Source organism: Streptomyces sp. NPDC026500, from assembly GCF_055567635.1.
Map to the genome: position 1 here is coordinate 43,240 of NZ_JBVHQB010000033.1, position 15,113 is coordinate 58,352.

Consider the following 15,113-nt stretch of genomic DNA (forward strand, 5'->3'; position numbering starts at 1 on the left):
GCACGCGCGCGCCCTGCAACTGCACTTCGGACTTCCCTCATCCAGTCAACCGCCTTACGAATCGGCCTGGAGCAAGGGGGACGCGTCACGGCTCCCGGCTTTCAGTGCGGACATCCCGAAGGCCAGCCCACCCGCGACGAACCAGGGGTTCCACAGCACCAGGGTCCAGAACCGTTGCCCCGAACTCACGTTGCCATCAAGGTGCGTGACGTCGGTCAGCAGCAAGAACTCGACGCTGATGCCTCTCATGAGCAGGATGAAACCGACTCCCCAGCACAAGCACTTCAGGATCGACCTCGCCGCTCCCCGCGGACGCGACGCGGCGAGCAGCCACGGCAGCGAGGCTCCGACCAGGCAAAGAGCCCCAACACACCACAGCCCCAACACCACGAACCACAGCGGGCGCGCGGTGGCGAGTTGCCGCCCTGCGGACACGCTCAGCCCCACGTCGCCTCCCACAGCCCAATAGAAATGGGCTGCGGCGAATATCAACGCCCATAAACAGGCCGCATACCCCCACGGCCGAACCGGCTTCGTCCTCAACGACACGTGCCCCACCCTTCGACGACGATCAACGCCCCGGCCGATTCTGTCTGTTCACGCGACCCCGGTTTCAATAGGGGTGGGAAACCCGCGCCGAGTCATCGCGGGGTGCGCTGCGACTGCTCCTTCGTCAAGGCGTAGGTATCGCGGACGTAGGGGACTTGTAGGGCCCGGCCCCGCTGGTGAGGGTGGGCCCGGGCCGGTGGGTTGATCGGTCCGCGGGTCTTGATCGCTGCCGAGCGTGCTGATTGGTTGGTCGGCATGACTGAACTCGGACCCGTCGCCTGGCCACCTGCCCCGATCAAGACCGAGCGGCTCGTGCTCCGCGAGTCCGAGGCCCGGGACCGTGCGGCGTTCATCGAGCTGCTCGCGTCGCCAGAGGTGCACACCTATCTCGGTGGCCCCCGGCCGCGTGACGAACTTGAGCGCGAGATCTCCGGGACGCCCGAGCGGTGGCCCGGGAGCTTCGTCGTTGATCTCGACGGGTCGATGATCGGCCAGATCCTGCTCAGGAGAGCAACGGAGCACCGTCGCCCGGCTGCCGCGGGCAAGGCCGATCTCGGCTACATGTTCCTGCCGCGGGCATGGGGATTCGGGTACGCAGCCGAGGCGTGCGCGGCGGCACTCGACTGGCTCGCCGGCGCGCTTCCGGGCGAGCCGGTGGTGCTCGCCACCCAGACCGCCAACGTCCGCTCGATGCGTCTCGCGGCGAGGCTGGGGTTCACTGAGGTGGAGCGGTTCGAGGCCTGGGGTGCCGAGCAGTGGCTCGGCATGTGGTCCCCGGCCACGCCGTCCGCCTGAACTCGCGCCTGGCATCGTGGATCCGGAACTCAACAGCGCTGCGAGGGCGGAGCCCAGCGCTGTTGAAACTCGGGTTGTGGCTCAACTCTTGCGGCGCTGGAGCCGTGCGTCGAGAGACGACGAGGCGGACGCCTCGGTGGTCAGGGCTGGATTCGATCCGACCCCACGAGGTCAAGGTGCCGATTCACGATGCGAGGAGAACTGGCGTGCCCGTCCGGTCGGAGGAAGCCCTCGATTTCCTGCGTGCCGAGCTGGCAGCCGGGCGATCGACGACGACCGAGTTGACCACCACTCGGGCTGTATGGCTGGCGTTCACGCGATTCGGGCGGCAGCGTTTTGACACAGGACCCGCGCCCGACTCCGACGGCTTGCTCTTCCAATACGGCACGTACGCCTTCAGCGGGCGACCGATGTTCACGTTGGACCTCACCCGACAGTTCGACATCGGTGACGACGGCGGTGAGCACGACCACTACGTGCAGGTTCACTGCGAACTGCGCTACGAGCCCGAACCCGCCCTCGACGCCCTGGGGAGCTTCGACTCCTGGTTCTTTCACGACGCCAAGGGGGACCTCGGCGAGTGGTTCGCCGTCGTGGAGGGGCATCTCGAGCTGCTACTCGATCGCGGGCCCTCCGAGATCGATCTGTACGAGGAGCCGGTATAGGCCGTGCCAGCAGTGGCAGTTCGCGGGTCGGGCCAGATATCTGTTTCACGGCACCTTTTCGGCCCTCCGGGGCGCCCGTGCTCTGGCCCACCTTCCGTTTTCGTGGTCGGGCTACTGCGGGTTCGAATGCCCATGAAGATGAGCTCGGAGTGAGTGGGCTATTTGGTCGGCCTGGTCAGCCGTTACTCGTTCCTGCTCTGGTTGCCGAAGCAGCTCGAAAATGCCCGGCCCGCGATGTTCTGGTTGCAGGTCTGCCATGCGCGGCACGATGTGGAAGTGAACGTGCGCGAAGCCCTCGGCTTCGGCAAATTGGACAACGTAGGTCTTCACGCAACCAGTCACGCTCCGGAGAGCCTGAGAGAGCCTGACCTGCCATACACCCAGGGCAGATGCCTCCGCATCGGTGAGGTCATGGACCGCGGCAACGTGGCGCCGAGGCAGCAGCACCAGCCAGCCGCGCACTCCGGTGTCGAAGACGTGGGCCACCCGCCAGAGCCGGTCATGTGCCACGCACTCGCGTGGTGGGAGGTCGTCGAACTCTGCTTCCTTGCTGCATGCGTAGCAGTCGGGAGTCGCCATGAACTGAGATCGTAGGACTATTTCGCTTTCGGGTGGCCCTCGCGGCCTGACCCGATCAATGAGGCCCCCGGCCGCTGGGACGCGGTTTCACCGTGCGCTGTTCGATGTCCAGCGAAGGGTCATGTCGGGCAGATTCTCCATGTTCCGGCGGCCGTCGCTGGTGTCGAGGACGGTAAAGCCGTGACGTTCGTAGAACGCGCGGGCATCGGTGTTCTGCTCAAAGACGTGCAGGGACACACCGTCAGGGCTGTGCCGTCTGACCTCGTCGAGCAGAAGCGTCCCGATGCCCTGGCGGCGGACGTCCGGCCGCAGATAGAGATGTTCGAGCATGTCGCCCTCAAGGGCGGCATAGCCGAGGATCTCCGTGTCACGCACCGCCACCCACATGCGGCATGTCTTGAGCAGGACGTCCTCGATCCACCGGGTGACCTGGTCGTGACTGCGCTTCTGCGGGGGCAGGTACGGCATCGCCGCCACTCGCGAGTCCATGTGGATACGTGCGATCACCGCTGCGTCTGCCGCATCAGCGAGCCGGATCTCTGTCACGCCAACGTCACTCATAGCCGGGGAACCTACAAGACCAGCCGGAAGTCAGCCAACGGATATCCCGGTGAACCATCCCGGTCACAGCACCAGGTCAGGGGTCGCGCTTTCTTCAGCCCGGTCCCGAGGCCTCTCGGTCCGGCTCCCGCATAAACGCCGGACTGCCGCCAAGGTCCAGTACGTTCTGCAGGCCGACTTGGCATTTGGCCGCCTACGGCGGCTGAACCTCCCGGCAGGCACGCAGCCAGGTGGGCTACTTCGGCAGCTGCCCTGTCAGGTCCCGGAGGAGTCGACGACCTCCGCAGCCATTCGAAGATCCTCCGGGAGGTCGTCCAACTCTCCCCGTCCGCCCTCGAGGTCAAGGCGACACCCTCCTGAAGCACGACCGTGGCCCCGAGCCGGCGCGTCAACCGGGCGATCACGTCGAGCACCGGCCCCCGGTTGAAGTGGGTGGCCATGACGCTCATCAGGCGCTGGCCGGCGGACGGTCAGTCCTCGTACAGGCCGAGGCCCTCGCCGGCCGCCGCGCGCACCAGGACGTCGGCCAGCTCCACCGGGGTGGACAGCATCGGGTAGTGGCCGGTGGCCAGTTCGAAGAAGGTGACTCCGGGCTCGGCGAGCTTGGCGAACCGCGGCAGGCCGGTGCCGTGCAGCGTGCGGGCGAACTCCCGGCTGAGGCCGTTCGCGAGGCAGAACACCCCGGTGGTCGGGAGCTTGAGCCAGGCGCCGGTCAGCTCGATCGGCTCGGTGACGGTCCGGACCGGGTGCGGGGTGGCCAGGCGGTGGTAGCGCTCCAGCTCCGCCGGCGGGACGGCGTGCACCGCCGGGATCTCCTCGGGCACCGGGATGACGCCGCCGAGGGCGCGGTCCGGCAGGCCGAGCTGTGGCATCTGCGCCACCACCGACTCACCCGGCTCCGGGAAGCCGGTGTCCACGAAGACCACCCGGGCGACCTGTCCGGGGCACCGGTCGGCCGCCGCGAGGGCGGGGAAGATGCCGTAGCTGTGCGCCACCAGCACGATCCCCGGGCCCTCCGCGTCGAGCAGCGCCGCCACGGCGTCCGTGTGCTCGCCCAGGCCGACGCCGGCGGGGTCCTCCCCCGCACGTTCGGCCAGGCCGGGCAAGGTGACCGGAAGCGCCCGGTGCCCCTGCGCGGTCAGCTCGGCGGCCACCGCCTCCCAGGCCCAGCCACCCATGAAAAGCCCCGGGACCAGCAGAAACGTCGTCATGACAGACCTCTTTCGAAACATCGCCTGTGCGGTGGTCAGGACGGTAGGACCTCCCCCTGGGGGAGATTCCAGCCGTCGCTGGCGCGCGGGCCCGGCAAGATCCGCCGGAAAGGGCCTACTGGTGTCTTTGATCAAGCGTTGAGTGAGTGTGGGCGAGGGGGTCTGCAGACCAGTGTCACCGCTCGAACACGGGACGCCCTTCAACTCCACCAGGGCGGCGAGAAGTCAGAGGTCACTGCCGCGGTCCTCGGAGCTCGTCGACAGGAGTGCACCGGACTCACGGCGTCAGGTCGGGGTGCGGGATGCGCACCGTCTCCACCCAACTCGGGGGCTGCGGCGCGGCCGAGCCGATCAGAGCCGCGATGACGCGGCAGGGCAGGTTCTCGTCGGGCCAGGGGGTGATCCCGTCGGTGAGCACCACGACGATGTTCGGGCGGTCCGGCGTCGCGAGCGCCGCGCGTATGCCGACGCACATGTCCGTGCCGCCTCCGCCGCCCAGGGTGATCTGCTCGGTGGCCGCCACCCGGGACACGGCCTGCACATCGGCGTCGCACGCCAGCACGGTCACGCGATTGCCCCGTACGCCCACCTCGCGCAGGACGCCCGTCACCTCCGCGAGGGCGGCGGCCAGTTCGCCGTCGCCCATCGAACCGGAGGTGTCGATGACCACGGCCACCCGCGGCAGCGGCCTGCGCAGGCTCGGCAGCACGACACCGCGCAGCGCCGGGGTGCGGCGCGAAGGGCGGCGATAGGTGTAGTCGACGGCTCCGCCCGCCCATGCGGCGGCTTCCCGGACCGCGCCCGACAGGGCCTGCCGCCAGTCCACAGTGGGTTCCAGGACCTCCTGGGCCCAGCGTTGCCAGCCCTCGGGCAGGGAGCCACGGCTGCGCTGATGGGCGCGCATCGCCTCGGCGGTCTGCCGCCGCAGCGCCTGCGCCTCCACCTCGCCGATCCGCGCGGGCCCGGCGGACCCCGGCAGGTCCCAGGGCGCGGGCCGGCCGTGGGCGCCCGATCCGCAGTTCGGCGTGCGCACCTGCGGCGGCAGCAGGTCGAGGTACGCCTCGAACAGCCGGCCCTCGGGAAGGCCGAACCGGCGTGGTTCCATGCGCCCCTCGGGCAGCCGCAGGCCGTCGGCGAGCAGATCGTCGTTGATCTCACAGTCCTGAGCGACGTTCACGCGATGCCAGTCGCGCTGGGCGGCGGCGGGCAGCCGGTCGGCCCGGCCGTGGTGGTCGCGCAGCAGATGCGCCACCTCGTGCACCCACACGCCCGCGAGTTCGGGCACCGGTGTCACCTCGACGAAGGCAGGGGACACGTAGCAGCGCCAGTGCCGGTCCACCCCCATCGTCGGCACCTCGGTGCTCGGCACGACGGTCAGGCTGTACAGCGCCGCCGCCAGGTACGGCCGGTCGCTCGCCGCCCGGTAGCGGGCGGCGAGCAGTTTGGTCATGTCCAGGGCGCTGCGGGCGTCTCCCGTGGTCCCGGCGCCACTCACCGGCTGCCGCCGGGCAGCGCCCCCGACATCTGCAGCAGGTCCAGGAACCCGTCGATGCCGGGCGGTACGGGCCAGTCGAGGTGCCGCATCGCGGCGAGGTCGGTGGCGGCCCGGGCGGCCACGTCGGGTACGCCCGCGTCCACGGCCTTGGCCAGCACCGTCCAGCCGGCCTCCCAGCGGGGCCGGGTGAGGTCGCTCTGGATGGCGGCGACCACCGCGATGAGGAACGCCAGTTGCCGGTCGCCGCGGTCGGGCAGGGCGAAGGCGTCCGGGTCTGCGAGGACCCGGTCGGGGTCGGGCAGATCGAGGTGTTCGAGGTAGGACAGCAGCTCCAGGCCCGCGCCGTCGCCGACTGCGCCGGTGAGCGCGGCGGCCAGTGCCTCGCGGCCGGCCCCGGCCGCGTACCCGGTGGCGAGCAGCTTGAGGGCCATCTCCCAGGTCCGGGGGGACGGCCAAGAGCGACCTCGGCTCTCGGCGTCGCCGGGGAGGTGGTGGACCAGGCCGGGCCGGGCCGTGAGGAAGCCGGAGATCGCGCCGCGGGCCCGTGCGACCGCACCGGGCACCCTGGCGGCACCGACGACGGGCACGGTCACCTCCGGCCAGGTGCCGGCCATGCCGCGGGCGACCGTCCGGGGGTCGTGGGTCCATTGCAGATGGACGAACCGGTTGGCGAGCGGCGGGCTGAGATGCCAGCCGTCCGCCGCGCTGGACGGCGGGTTGGCGGCCGCGACAATGCGCACCGCCTCCGGCAGGACCAGACTGCCGACCCGTCGTTCGAGCACCACCCTCAGCAGCGCTGCCTGCACGGCCGGCGGCGCGGAGGACAGTTCGTCGAAGAAGAGCAGGCCCTGTCCGGCCCGAGCGAGACGCACCGCCCAGTCCGGCGGAGCCATCGGGACTCCGGTCACGGCAGGGTCGTCACCGACGATCGGCAGTCCGGCGAAGTCGGAGGGTTCGTGCACGCTGGCGATGACCGTCTCCAGTGGCAGGCCGAGCCCGGCGGCCAGCTGCTCCAGGGCGGCCGACTTGCCGATACCTGGCGCCCCCCACAGCAGTACGGGCTGATTGGCCGTCACGGCGAGGGCCAGCGCCTCCAGCTGCGGGTTCGCGGCGGGCTCGGTCCGTAGCGTGCGCAGCCTGCGGTTGAGGTCGTCCGCGGCCGCCAGCGGGCCGGCCGGTGCGGCAGGGGCGGTACCGTCGGTGCTCAAAAGGGCTGCTCTTCCTCGTGGTCGGGCTCGTCCGCGTAGTGCTGCTGCGGCTCGTCATCGGGTGCGGCGAGGCCGGCAGGGTCCTCCGCGAAGTGCCGCTCCCCCGTATAAAATTCGGCGAGTTCGGCGAGGCCTTCCGCCGAGTCCCGCTCTTCCTCGTCATCGGGTTCGACGGGTTCGGCGGGGTCCTCCGCGTAGTACTCCGCCTGCTCGTCCATCCATTCGTCCCACCACTCGGCGCCGGCGCCCGGATGCTCCTCGCGTACGCGGTCCTGGAGGAAGGCCAGGTCGGGCCGCTTGTACCGGCGGACGAGCTGGGCGAGCGACAACTCCGACTCGTCGGTCACGTCGAGCCGCGCCCCGGCGGCGACGAGCGCCTCCACCAGCGCCTTCGTGCCGAGGTCGTTGACGGCCACGAACAGCGGCGTGCGCTCCCGCCGGTCGCGCGCTTCGAGGTCCAGTCCCTCCGCGAGCAGCCGCGGCAGCAGCGACTCGTGGTCGAGCAGGTTCAGTACGTGGAGCAGAGTGCGGCCGCCGGCGTCCCGCACCCGGGGATCCACACCGGTGTCCAGGAGCTCCAGCACGCCGGGGGTGTCACCGTGCTGGGCGCGCTGGAACAGTTCGTTGCGCTGCGCCCGCAGTTCCTTCGGCAGGCGGCCTTGTCCGGATGTCCACGTCTGCCCCACGGCGAAGCATCCGGCGACGGCACCGCCGAAGGCGCGCAGGGCCCGTTCGCGCTGCTGCTCCTCGTCGCTGTGCGGCATGCGCAGCAGGGATCCGGGCCGGAAGCCCACCTCGTGCCATTCCCCACGACATCTGACCTGTACGGGTGTGGGCGCCGTCGGCCCCGGCGGGCCGAACGGGCCTTGCGCGACCTGGAGAGCGGGGAACAGGGCCGCGCTGACGAGCGGATGCAGATGCTCCGGTGCAACGCCTCCGGCGCGCATCAGATCGAGGTCGGGGAGCCTGCGCCACAGGGCCTCGTCGAGGGTGGACTCGCCCTTCGCCTCCTCCCGGTCGACGAGGCGCGCCAGCAGCCCGCCGGCCTCCGCGGGCTCCAGCAGGAGGAAGGTCCGCCAGTGCTTGGTGGGGACGAGGAAGCGATCGGAGACGCCCTGGGCCGCCTGCCGGCGGATCTCCGGCTCCAGGCGAGTGTGGTTGAGTGCGATCCCGTCCAGGAGCCGCTCCGGCTCCTCGCGGTACCCAGACCTCTTCGAGGATGTCAGGTCCAGCTCGATGCCGACGGCGGCGCACGCGGTCCGGGTCTCGCCCCTCTGGTGCAGCATGGTGGCCCACTCGGCCCGCCCCGCCGGGTCGCCGTCGCCGGGATCTGCCGTCGGCAGTTCGTCCGCGTCGCGCGGGGTGGCGTCGGCGTGGAAGAACGGCGGCCGGTCCGTGCCGCCACCAACCCGTTCGCGCAGCTCGGCGGTGTGCCGGACATCCCACAGGTGTCGCGCGTCGCGCCAGTCATGCGTGGTCTGCCCGAAGACGCCTACGGTCCCCAAGTCCTTGACGGCCGCGAACCGCAGGGTGATCCGCTGCGGCCCGTCGATCATCGCGGGAGTGGTGACGTGCAGGTACGGCGTGGCCGGGCGGCGCACGTCAGGTGGTCTCGGGTGGTAGTGCGCGAGGACGACGGTCGTGTCCTTGGCGAGTGTCGTCCGCCCGCCGAGTGCGCGCGGCAGGTGCCAGCGCAACAGGTCCGGGGCGAAGTGCCGGAGGTCGTCCTCCAGCACGGCTGCGACGTCCTCGCCCCAGTGGCGGGCGACATCGGACAGGTCGAAGGTGACGTCGACGTGGGCCGCCGCGCAGGACCCCCGCCAGTCGCCGGCCAGACGGTATTCGCTCGCGCGCTCGATCATCCAGCGGGGCACCGCGTACCGACGGATCCGGCGTCGGCTCGACACCTCGTCCGGGGGGAAGCAACGCAGGTCGCCACGAGAACTCAACGGTAGACGCTCCCTATCGCACGCAGGTCGGGATGCGCCCCGGCGGCGGGCCGCAGACGTCGAGTGAAGGACCGCTTCACCTTGCGGGGCAGGCCCGGTCCCAGACCGACGTACTCCAGGGGCGAGTTGTCGGGCACGGCGGCCAGCAGTGTCTTCGCGCCTCGCCCGGTCAGGCCGGTGTGGCACAGCTCCAGCCGACGCAGCGGGCTGCCCGGCAGGGCGGCGGCCAGCACCTGGGCGCCTTCGTCGCCGGTGGCGTTCGCGGGGGCGCCGAGACTGCGTTCCGACAAGGGCCGGCCCAGGTCGAGTGCTTCGATCCCGTCGAGGCGGTCGGCGAGGGCCCGGACACCGGCGGGACCGATCCCGTTGCCGCCCAGGCCCAGGCGCACCGGCCGTACGGGGTCGGCCGCGGCGGCGAGGATCGCTGCGCCTTCGTCTCCGAGGTGGTTGGCGGGGAGATACAGCTCGCGCACACCCGCCTCGCGGATCAGCGCCGCCAGCAGGGGGGCGGCGTCGGCGGTCAGGCCGTTGCCGCCGAGGAAGAGGCGTTCCACCGGGCTGGTCCGGCTGGTGAGGGCGTCGAACAGGGCCCGCAGACCGTCGGTGGTCAGACCGGTGTTGACCAGGTCGAGCGAGCGCAGCGTGGTGTTGCGGCGCAGCATCGCGGCGAGCGCGCGGGCTCCGTCGTCACCGACCGGGTTGCGCTTGAGCCACAGGGCGCGGACGGTGTCGTCCGTCGTCAACGCGTCGGCGAGTGCGGTGACACCCTCGGGGCCGATGCGGTTGCAGCCGAGGTAGAGCGTGCGCAGGCCATGGCCGTCGACCAGCGCGTCGGCGACCGTATGGGCTCCGTCGTTCCCGATGGCGTTCGTCCCGAGCAGGACGTGCGCGGCGTACGGGGAGGCGGCGGCGACGGGCATCAGCCGCGCGGCGCCCACCGCTCCGAGTCCCTGCTTGCACAGGTCGATACGCCCGTCCGCCCGCACGGTGCCGAGCGGGAAGACCTCGTCGGCCTCGACCGGCTGCACGGACCGCAGCCGCTCCAGCAGGGGCTGCAGAGCGGCGGGGTCACTGACCGGGATGTCCGGGTGCTCGATCGCGGGGCAGCGTACGGGTGTCGGCTGCGTCATCACCACTCCACCGGTCCATCGCCGGTGCCCGGCTCGCCGAGGGCGGCATCGCCCTTCGACCGCCCGGGACGAACCGACGCCAATCGACTTTCCTCCACGACAAGGGCGGCAAGGCTGGCCGGATTCGAACCGACGTCCTCCAGCTCGATGCTTGGGCGCGACGACCTCTGCGCTACAGCCTTGCCACGAAGATCATAGCGGCTTTCATCCCTGCGTTCGAACCCAGTTGGGCACATCAGGAATCGGACGACCCGGTGGGGAGGTCCGCCGGCCGCTCGGGAACGGCCCACGGATCTCACCCCCGCCACACGTGCCGATCTCCTCGCCCATCCGGCTGACCGCTCTCGGCCATGACAACTGCGCTTACCCGATGGAGCGTTGGCGGCGCGAAGCCGTCCGGGCCACACCGCCCCACTCGGCGTCGGTCCCGGCGTTCAAGGGCACCCACCCGTCCGCCCCGTGGACACCGCCGACCGGAACTGCCCCAGCGCACCGAAGCGTTCGACCGGAACAAGCAACCGCGAGTGCCCGACCACAGGTGCGCGAGCCGCCGGTCACGCTCGGCCGCGGCTCGCGCGTACGGACGGGTTCGGGGCCCTTCTCAGAGCGGGGCGGCCGGCTCAAGGGCCTCGACTGCGGCTGCCGCGGCGGCGGAGTCCCGGCCGTAGAAGATGTCGATGTCGACCTCCTCGCCACCCATGGTGAGTGTGTCCCAGGCGCCGCTGAGCACCAGCATCCGCAGCGTGGTGCCCTCCAGGGTCTCCAGCCGTTCCAGGATCGCCTCGTCGTCCGGCAGACCGGGCATGCGCTTCGCCAGCCGGGTACGGATCTCACGCAGCCGCTCCAGCAGCGTCGCGGTGTCCGCCTCGCGGTCCGGCTCCTCGGCGATTCCGTCGATGCCGTGCGCGATGATGTCCTTGATGGCCCAGGTGGCGCCCTGGTCGTCGGTGGTCACCATCGCCTTCCAGGCGCGGCTCTTGTGGCGGTACTGGAGCATGGACATGGCGGCCTCGTGGCGCAGGAAGTCCGCGTCCCGGAAGGGCTTGCCGTTCCATGCCCCGTTGAGCGACCGTGCGAGCGAGATCGCGGAGGCCAGGCCGCTGTTGAGTCCCCGCCCCGGCCAGAAGTGGATGGCGTTGGCGGCGTCGCCCAGCAGAAAGCCGTACGTACCGGCGGAGTTGGCCGTGGGAGGTAGCAACTCGGCGGTGAAGCGCGGACGTTGAACCATGTCAAGACGGAAGGAGGTGACCGCGCTCAGGTCGTGCGGCTCGACGCCGAACAGGCGCAGCCCTTCGCCCACCCGCTTCCACAGGGCCGAGCCCTTGATGAGGGCCGGCAGGAACAGCGTGCTGTGCGTGGAGCACTGGAAGTCGCCGTACTCGTCACGCCCCATCAGGCAGGGGCGAGAGGCGATGCACTCTTCGAAGACGCGGCGCACCGGATCGATGCCGACGACCTCCGCGGCCTCCGCGTCCGTCAGGCGCATGTTGAGGAAGCCTTCGCCGCGCAGGGAGTTCAGCAGGAACCGGTTCTGCCCGACGGTCAGCAGTACCGCCATGGGGTCGCTCAGACCCGATTTCACGCGCAGGCCGAGCACCACGTCCTGGAGATGACGGTCGTTCAGCGAGTAGATGGACTCGTCCGCTCTGCCGAACTTGGCGGCGAAGTGCTCGCGCGTGTGCGACCGTCCGCCGTCGCAGATCGCCAGTACGTGCTGGGTGGCCAGGGCCTCCTGCTGCTCATCGATGCTGAACCGGGCGGGCACGAGTCGGATCCGGCCGGGTTTCTCGTTCGCCACCTCCAAGAGCCGGTCCTCGATGTAGGCGATGCGCATGTTGCGCGGGTGGTGATCGCCGATCGAGTCCGGGCCGGAGGGCCACATCTCGGTGTAGCTGTCCGGATCGAAGAGGCGGGTCTGCACCTCCTCCGGCAGGCTGAGGTACTGGCGGCTCTGTACGGTCACGACCTGCTGGCGCCGCACATTGCCCTGGCTCACGTCCTTCCAGACGATCTTGCGGCCCTGCTTGCGCCACCGGCCGTCGTAGACGGTGATGTTCACCTGGGTACCGAGGAATCGCTCCAGCAGCAGGGCGAGCGACAGGCCCACGGGGCCCCCGCCCGCGATGGTGACCCGCAGCACCGGCCCGTGTTCGATCTCCTCGTCGCCGTGGGTCAGCGACCTCGGCAGAGAGAGCGCCATGATGGTCTCCATGGCGTCCGGGACCTCGAAGCGGAACCCCTGGTCGCCGATGGTGATGTCGTCCCCGGGCTCGAGAAGTCGGGCATCGATTTCCTCGCCGTTCACCAGCGTTCCGTTGCTGCTGCCGCAGTCGCGCAGAACGTAGCCCTGAGTGTCGTCGAGGACGATTTCCGCGTGGAAGCGTGAAACGTTCAAGCTGGAGAGGACGATGGTGTTTTCCGGATTGCGTCCGAAGGTGACCCTGGTGCCTATCACCGGTATCCGCTCTCCGGCCAGCAGTCCTTCGTGTCCAACAAGCACCGGTGCCACAGCACTTCCTTCCGAGATCGACGACATGGCCGCTGCCGCGGTGCCACCAGAACGCACCGCGGCGCGGGCATGACCAGGCAGCGTGTGACGGTTGGGACAAAGGGAGGTGGGCTCGACGTATCCGAAGGGGAATGGATCAGTTTGACGACGCCGTGGCATCGCTTGACCGGTACGGATGGCCCATCATGCCCGATTCCGAAGCCATTCGGGAGAGGCCGTCCGGCGGCGGCGGAACGGACCTCGCCAGGAACGCGTCAAGGTCCGTGGCGGGCCTTGACGGCGGACCGCGCATCGGTTCCTCTGCTGCTTCGGTCCGCGCCAGAACCCCGGCCTTCGATCGCCTGCGGAGCAAGCCATCAAGTCCTGGGTCCCACCGGCCGAATTCCCGTGGCGCTGCCCAGAGGAAGCCCCAGGTACTGGCGGATCCGCCGTCGCGTAGACGCATCTGTTCGCCGTCATTCAATCGAGGCGTTCGACAGCGAACCCAGTCGTTCAGGCTTCCTTGTCAGCGAACCTGGTCGCTCTTCGGCCCGATGCCTTTGATCCTGGTCGGAGTTCCGTCCGGGGCGAATGAGTGGTGGAAGGTGAAGGCGTGCGGCGCGGAGCCGTGGTCGTGGAGGTGTTCCAGCCTGGAAACCCCGTCCTGCCAGGTGGGTATCACGCCGTCGGAGACCCACCAGCATACGTAATTCGGGTGTCCCGCCCTCTCGAACCAGTCGTAACGCCTGTTCAGCGCCTCACGGTGCAGACCGGTGTAGACGGCGTCGAAGGCGGGGCTCAGGTCGGTCCAGAGTGAGAGGGTCGCGGCCAGGGCGGTGGTTTCCACCGTACGGCCCTTGCCGTACCAGGTCGGTACGGCGAACTCTCCCCATGCACCCCAGTCCGCCTCGAAGAGCATGCCCCGGTCACCGTCTGCCGCTTCAGCACGCGCGAGGTATCCGGCGTGCTGACTGATATTCCGGTAGACGGCCTCACCAATGTCGTAGAACTCGCGCGTGAGAGGTGCGGGATCGGCGAGAGGTGACTTCAGGACGCCGAATGTGTACAGAGCAAGATGGGGCATGCGTCTCTCCCTGGTTGGGGCTGCCTGGCGTGGACTCGGTTCGGTGGCTTACGCATGGGGGCGAGGGTTCGTGGGGCGTGACCGACTCGTCCCGTCGCGGGTGGCTCAGCCCGAAGGAACTCCTGTGCGACCGTGGGCGATCGCCGAAGACCAGGTGAAGGTAGCTGTCTCCGCGGGCCCTGTCGAAGTTGCGTTTTCCGTGTCCAAGTGGCCTCTTGCACCGGTCATTGCGGAGGCTGGCGCGGTGACGGCGGAGCAGGCTGCGGGGTACCAGTGATCCACTTCGGCCGATCGGTTCGCCCGCCATGCCCGTCCGCACCCCCTGTCCGACAGCCCCGAGGGCCGCCGAACGCGGGCGGTTGAAGAACATGGCCTACAGCCACAAGACCGAGCACCGGCTGCGGGTGCGTGCACAGGCGGTGCCGCACGCCGCGCGTGGACGCTCCAACGCATGCATCGCCAGGGAGACGGGGCTGCATTTGGTCCCTGGTGACCGACGGTTCCTGGCTGTGGCTCCAGGATTTCCCGCACTACGCGGAAACGCACCATGTTTCGCTGCCCGGCGCGTCCATCGAGCATGTTCGCAGCCTGAACTATCAGATGCCCACCATCATCGTCGCGCAGTTCGCTCCGCACTACGACGAGAACATGCCTCTGGTCGGCTGGGCCTCGGCTGTCCCGTGGCGATCGACTGCGACCACGCTCGTACCTGAACCGCGGGCAGTGACCGGCAAGACGAGTTCGACGCCCCGACGCCGGCCCAGGAACGAAACCGTCCGCATGGCAGCTGGGGCAGGCCACGCAAACCGCGGAGAACATGGCCGCCCAGTCAAGAGCGATCTACAACTGGAGTATTAGGTTCTGTCCGGCAGGTCATGGCGCCGTAGGCTCCAGGTCATGCACAACACCGTGACGGAGCACGCCCGGTGTCTCTACGGAGACGAGTATCGCCCCACGCCGGAGTGCGAGCTCGAACACCGGGAGCACTCCTTCGTCGAGGAGCTGACTTTCGCTGACGCGGATTCGATCATCACCATGTTGCGTGAGCTCTCCCCGCACGTGGTCGATGGCTTCCTGCCGGTCTGGATCCGGAATCTGGCCTATCGGCTGGTGCTTTTGCAGCGCCCGGACGAGCCGGAGCTGCTGCGGGAGGCTGCCGAGAGTCTGTGGATGCACGGCCCGGACTGGGATGAGATCGCAGTTGGCTTGGTGAAGCGGGCTGACGCACTGGAAGGGATCTGATCACGGCCTGAGCCAGAGGCGTATCGACGCGACAGTGACGGTGCCGGGTCCCTACGCGCCGGTGGACCCGGAGTCGGGGCGGGCGGTCGAAGCCCGTGCCTGCCGGCCCCACCGGCCGCCGTCGGCTTCACCGGGAACACCGCTTCGGTCGCGGCGT

Annotated in this window: 14 protein-coding genes and 1 tRNA gene; 4 read left to right on the top strand and 11 right to left on the bottom strand. The window is 69.6% G+C overall.

The genetic code is table 11. The annotated features are described in order from the left end of the window. Nucleotides 1-54 precede the first annotated feature (54 nt). Nucleotides 55-558, bottom strand: a complete 504-nt coding sequence (locus ACZ4N5_RS38520) for a DUF3995 domain-containing protein (protein WP_467761661.1) — start codon at nt 556-558, stop codon at nt 55-57. Nucleotides 559-804: 246 nt separating this feature from the next. On the opposite strand from ACZ4N5_RS38520, the gene ACZ4N5_RS38525 reads away from it, so the two are divergent. Next, a complete protein-coding gene (locus tag ACZ4N5_RS38525) occupies nt 805-1,344 on the top strand; it encodes a GNAT family N-acetyltransferase (protein ID WP_467761662.1) in 540 nt (179 codons plus the stop codon). Between the two features lie 206 nt (nt 1,345-1,550). After that, nucleotides 1,551-2,009: a hypothetical protein gene (locus ACZ4N5_RS38530; protein WP_467761663.1), complete on the top strand. Its 459-nt coding sequence runs from the start codon at nt 1,551-1,553 to the stop codon at nt 2,007-2,009. A 111-nt stretch (nt 2,010-2,120) separates the two neighbouring features. On the opposite strand, the gene ACZ4N5_RS38535 is transcribed toward ACZ4N5_RS38530, so the two are convergent. The 10 genes from ACZ4N5_RS38535 to ACZ4N5_RS38580 all read right to left on the bottom strand — a co-directional run bounded on the left by ACZ4N5_RS38535 (nt 2,121) and on the right by ACZ4N5_RS38580 (nt 13,714). Continuing rightward, the gene (locus tag ACZ4N5_RS38535) at nt 2,121-2,588 is read right to left on the bottom strand and encodes an HIT family protein (protein ID WP_467761664.1); all 468 of its coding nucleotides are present in this window, start codon (nt 2,586-2,588) and stop codon (nt 2,121-2,123) included. An 87-nt stretch (nt 2,589-2,675) separates the two neighbouring features. Beyond that, nucleotides 2,676-3,149: a GNAT family N-acetyltransferase gene (locus tag ACZ4N5_RS38540; RefSeq protein ID WP_467761665.1), complete on the bottom strand. Its 474-nt coding sequence runs from the start codon at nt 3,147-3,149 to the stop codon at nt 2,676-2,678. Between the two features lie 470 nt (nt 3,150-3,619). Next, a complete protein-coding gene (locus ACZ4N5_RS38545; protein ID WP_467761666.1) occupies nt 3,620-4,360 on the bottom strand; it encodes an alpha/beta fold hydrolase in 741 nt (246 codons plus the stop codon). Nucleotides 4,361-4,637: 277 nt separating this feature from the next. Then, the gene (locus ACZ4N5_RS38550; RefSeq protein WP_467761667.1) at nt 4,638-5,810 is read right to left on the bottom strand and encodes a vWA domain-containing protein; all 1,173 of its coding nucleotides are present in this window, start codon (nt 5,808-5,810) and stop codon (nt 4,638-4,640) included. Nucleotides 5,811-5,851: 41 nt separating this feature from the next. Next, complete coding sequence (locus ACZ4N5_RS38555; RefSeq protein ID WP_467761668.1) at nt 5,852-7,063, bottom strand: AAA family ATPase; 1,212 nt, start codon at nt 7,061-7,063, stop codon at nt 5,852-5,854. After that, nucleotides 7,060-8,925, bottom strand: coding sequence for an ankyrin repeat domain-containing protein (locus tag ACZ4N5_RS38560; RefSeq protein ID WP_467761669.1), 1,866 nt, complete (start codon nt 8,923-8,925; stop codon nt 7,060-7,062). The genes ACZ4N5_RS38555 and ACZ4N5_RS38560 overlap by 4 nt, the downstream gene beginning before the upstream one ends. A gap of 83 nt (nt 8,926-9,008) precedes the next feature. Beyond that, entirely contained in the window at nt 9,009-10,142 is a 1,134-nt protein-coding gene (locus ACZ4N5_RS38565; RefSeq protein ID WP_467761670.1) for a leucine-rich repeat domain-containing protein, read from the bottom strand. Between the two features lie 109 nt (nt 10,143-10,251). Continuing rightward, nucleotides 10,252-10,324, bottom strand: a tRNA-Arg gene (locus ACZ4N5_RS38570). Nucleotides 10,325-10,743: 419 nt separating this feature from the next. Further along, nucleotides 10,744-12,642, bottom strand: a complete 1,899-nt coding sequence (locus ACZ4N5_RS38575) for an FHA domain-containing protein (protein WP_467761671.1) — start codon at nt 12,640-12,642, stop codon at nt 10,744-10,746. 514 nt (nt 12,643-13,156) lie between these two features. Beyond that, entirely contained in the window at nt 13,157-13,714 is a 558-nt protein-coding gene (locus tag ACZ4N5_RS38580; RefSeq protein WP_467761672.1) for a DUF3291 domain-containing protein, read from the bottom strand. Nucleotides 13,715-14,203: 489 nt separating this feature from the next. Between ACZ4N5_RS38580 and ACZ4N5_RS38585 the strand changes: the two genes are divergently transcribed. Then, nucleotides 14,204-14,572 carry a hypothetical protein gene (locus tag ACZ4N5_RS38585; RefSeq protein ID WP_467761673.1) on the top strand — a complete coding sequence of 123 codons (369 nt, stop codon included), beginning with the start codon at nt 14,204-14,206 and terminating at the stop codon, nt 14,570-14,572. A gap of 39 nt (nt 14,573-14,611) precedes the next feature. Then, on the top strand, nt 14,612-14,956 hold the full coding sequence (locus ACZ4N5_RS38590) for a hypothetical protein (RefSeq protein ID WP_467761674.1): 345 nt from the start codon (nt 14,612-14,614) through the stop codon (nt 14,954-14,956). Nucleotides 14,957-15,113: the final 157 nt, after the last annotated feature.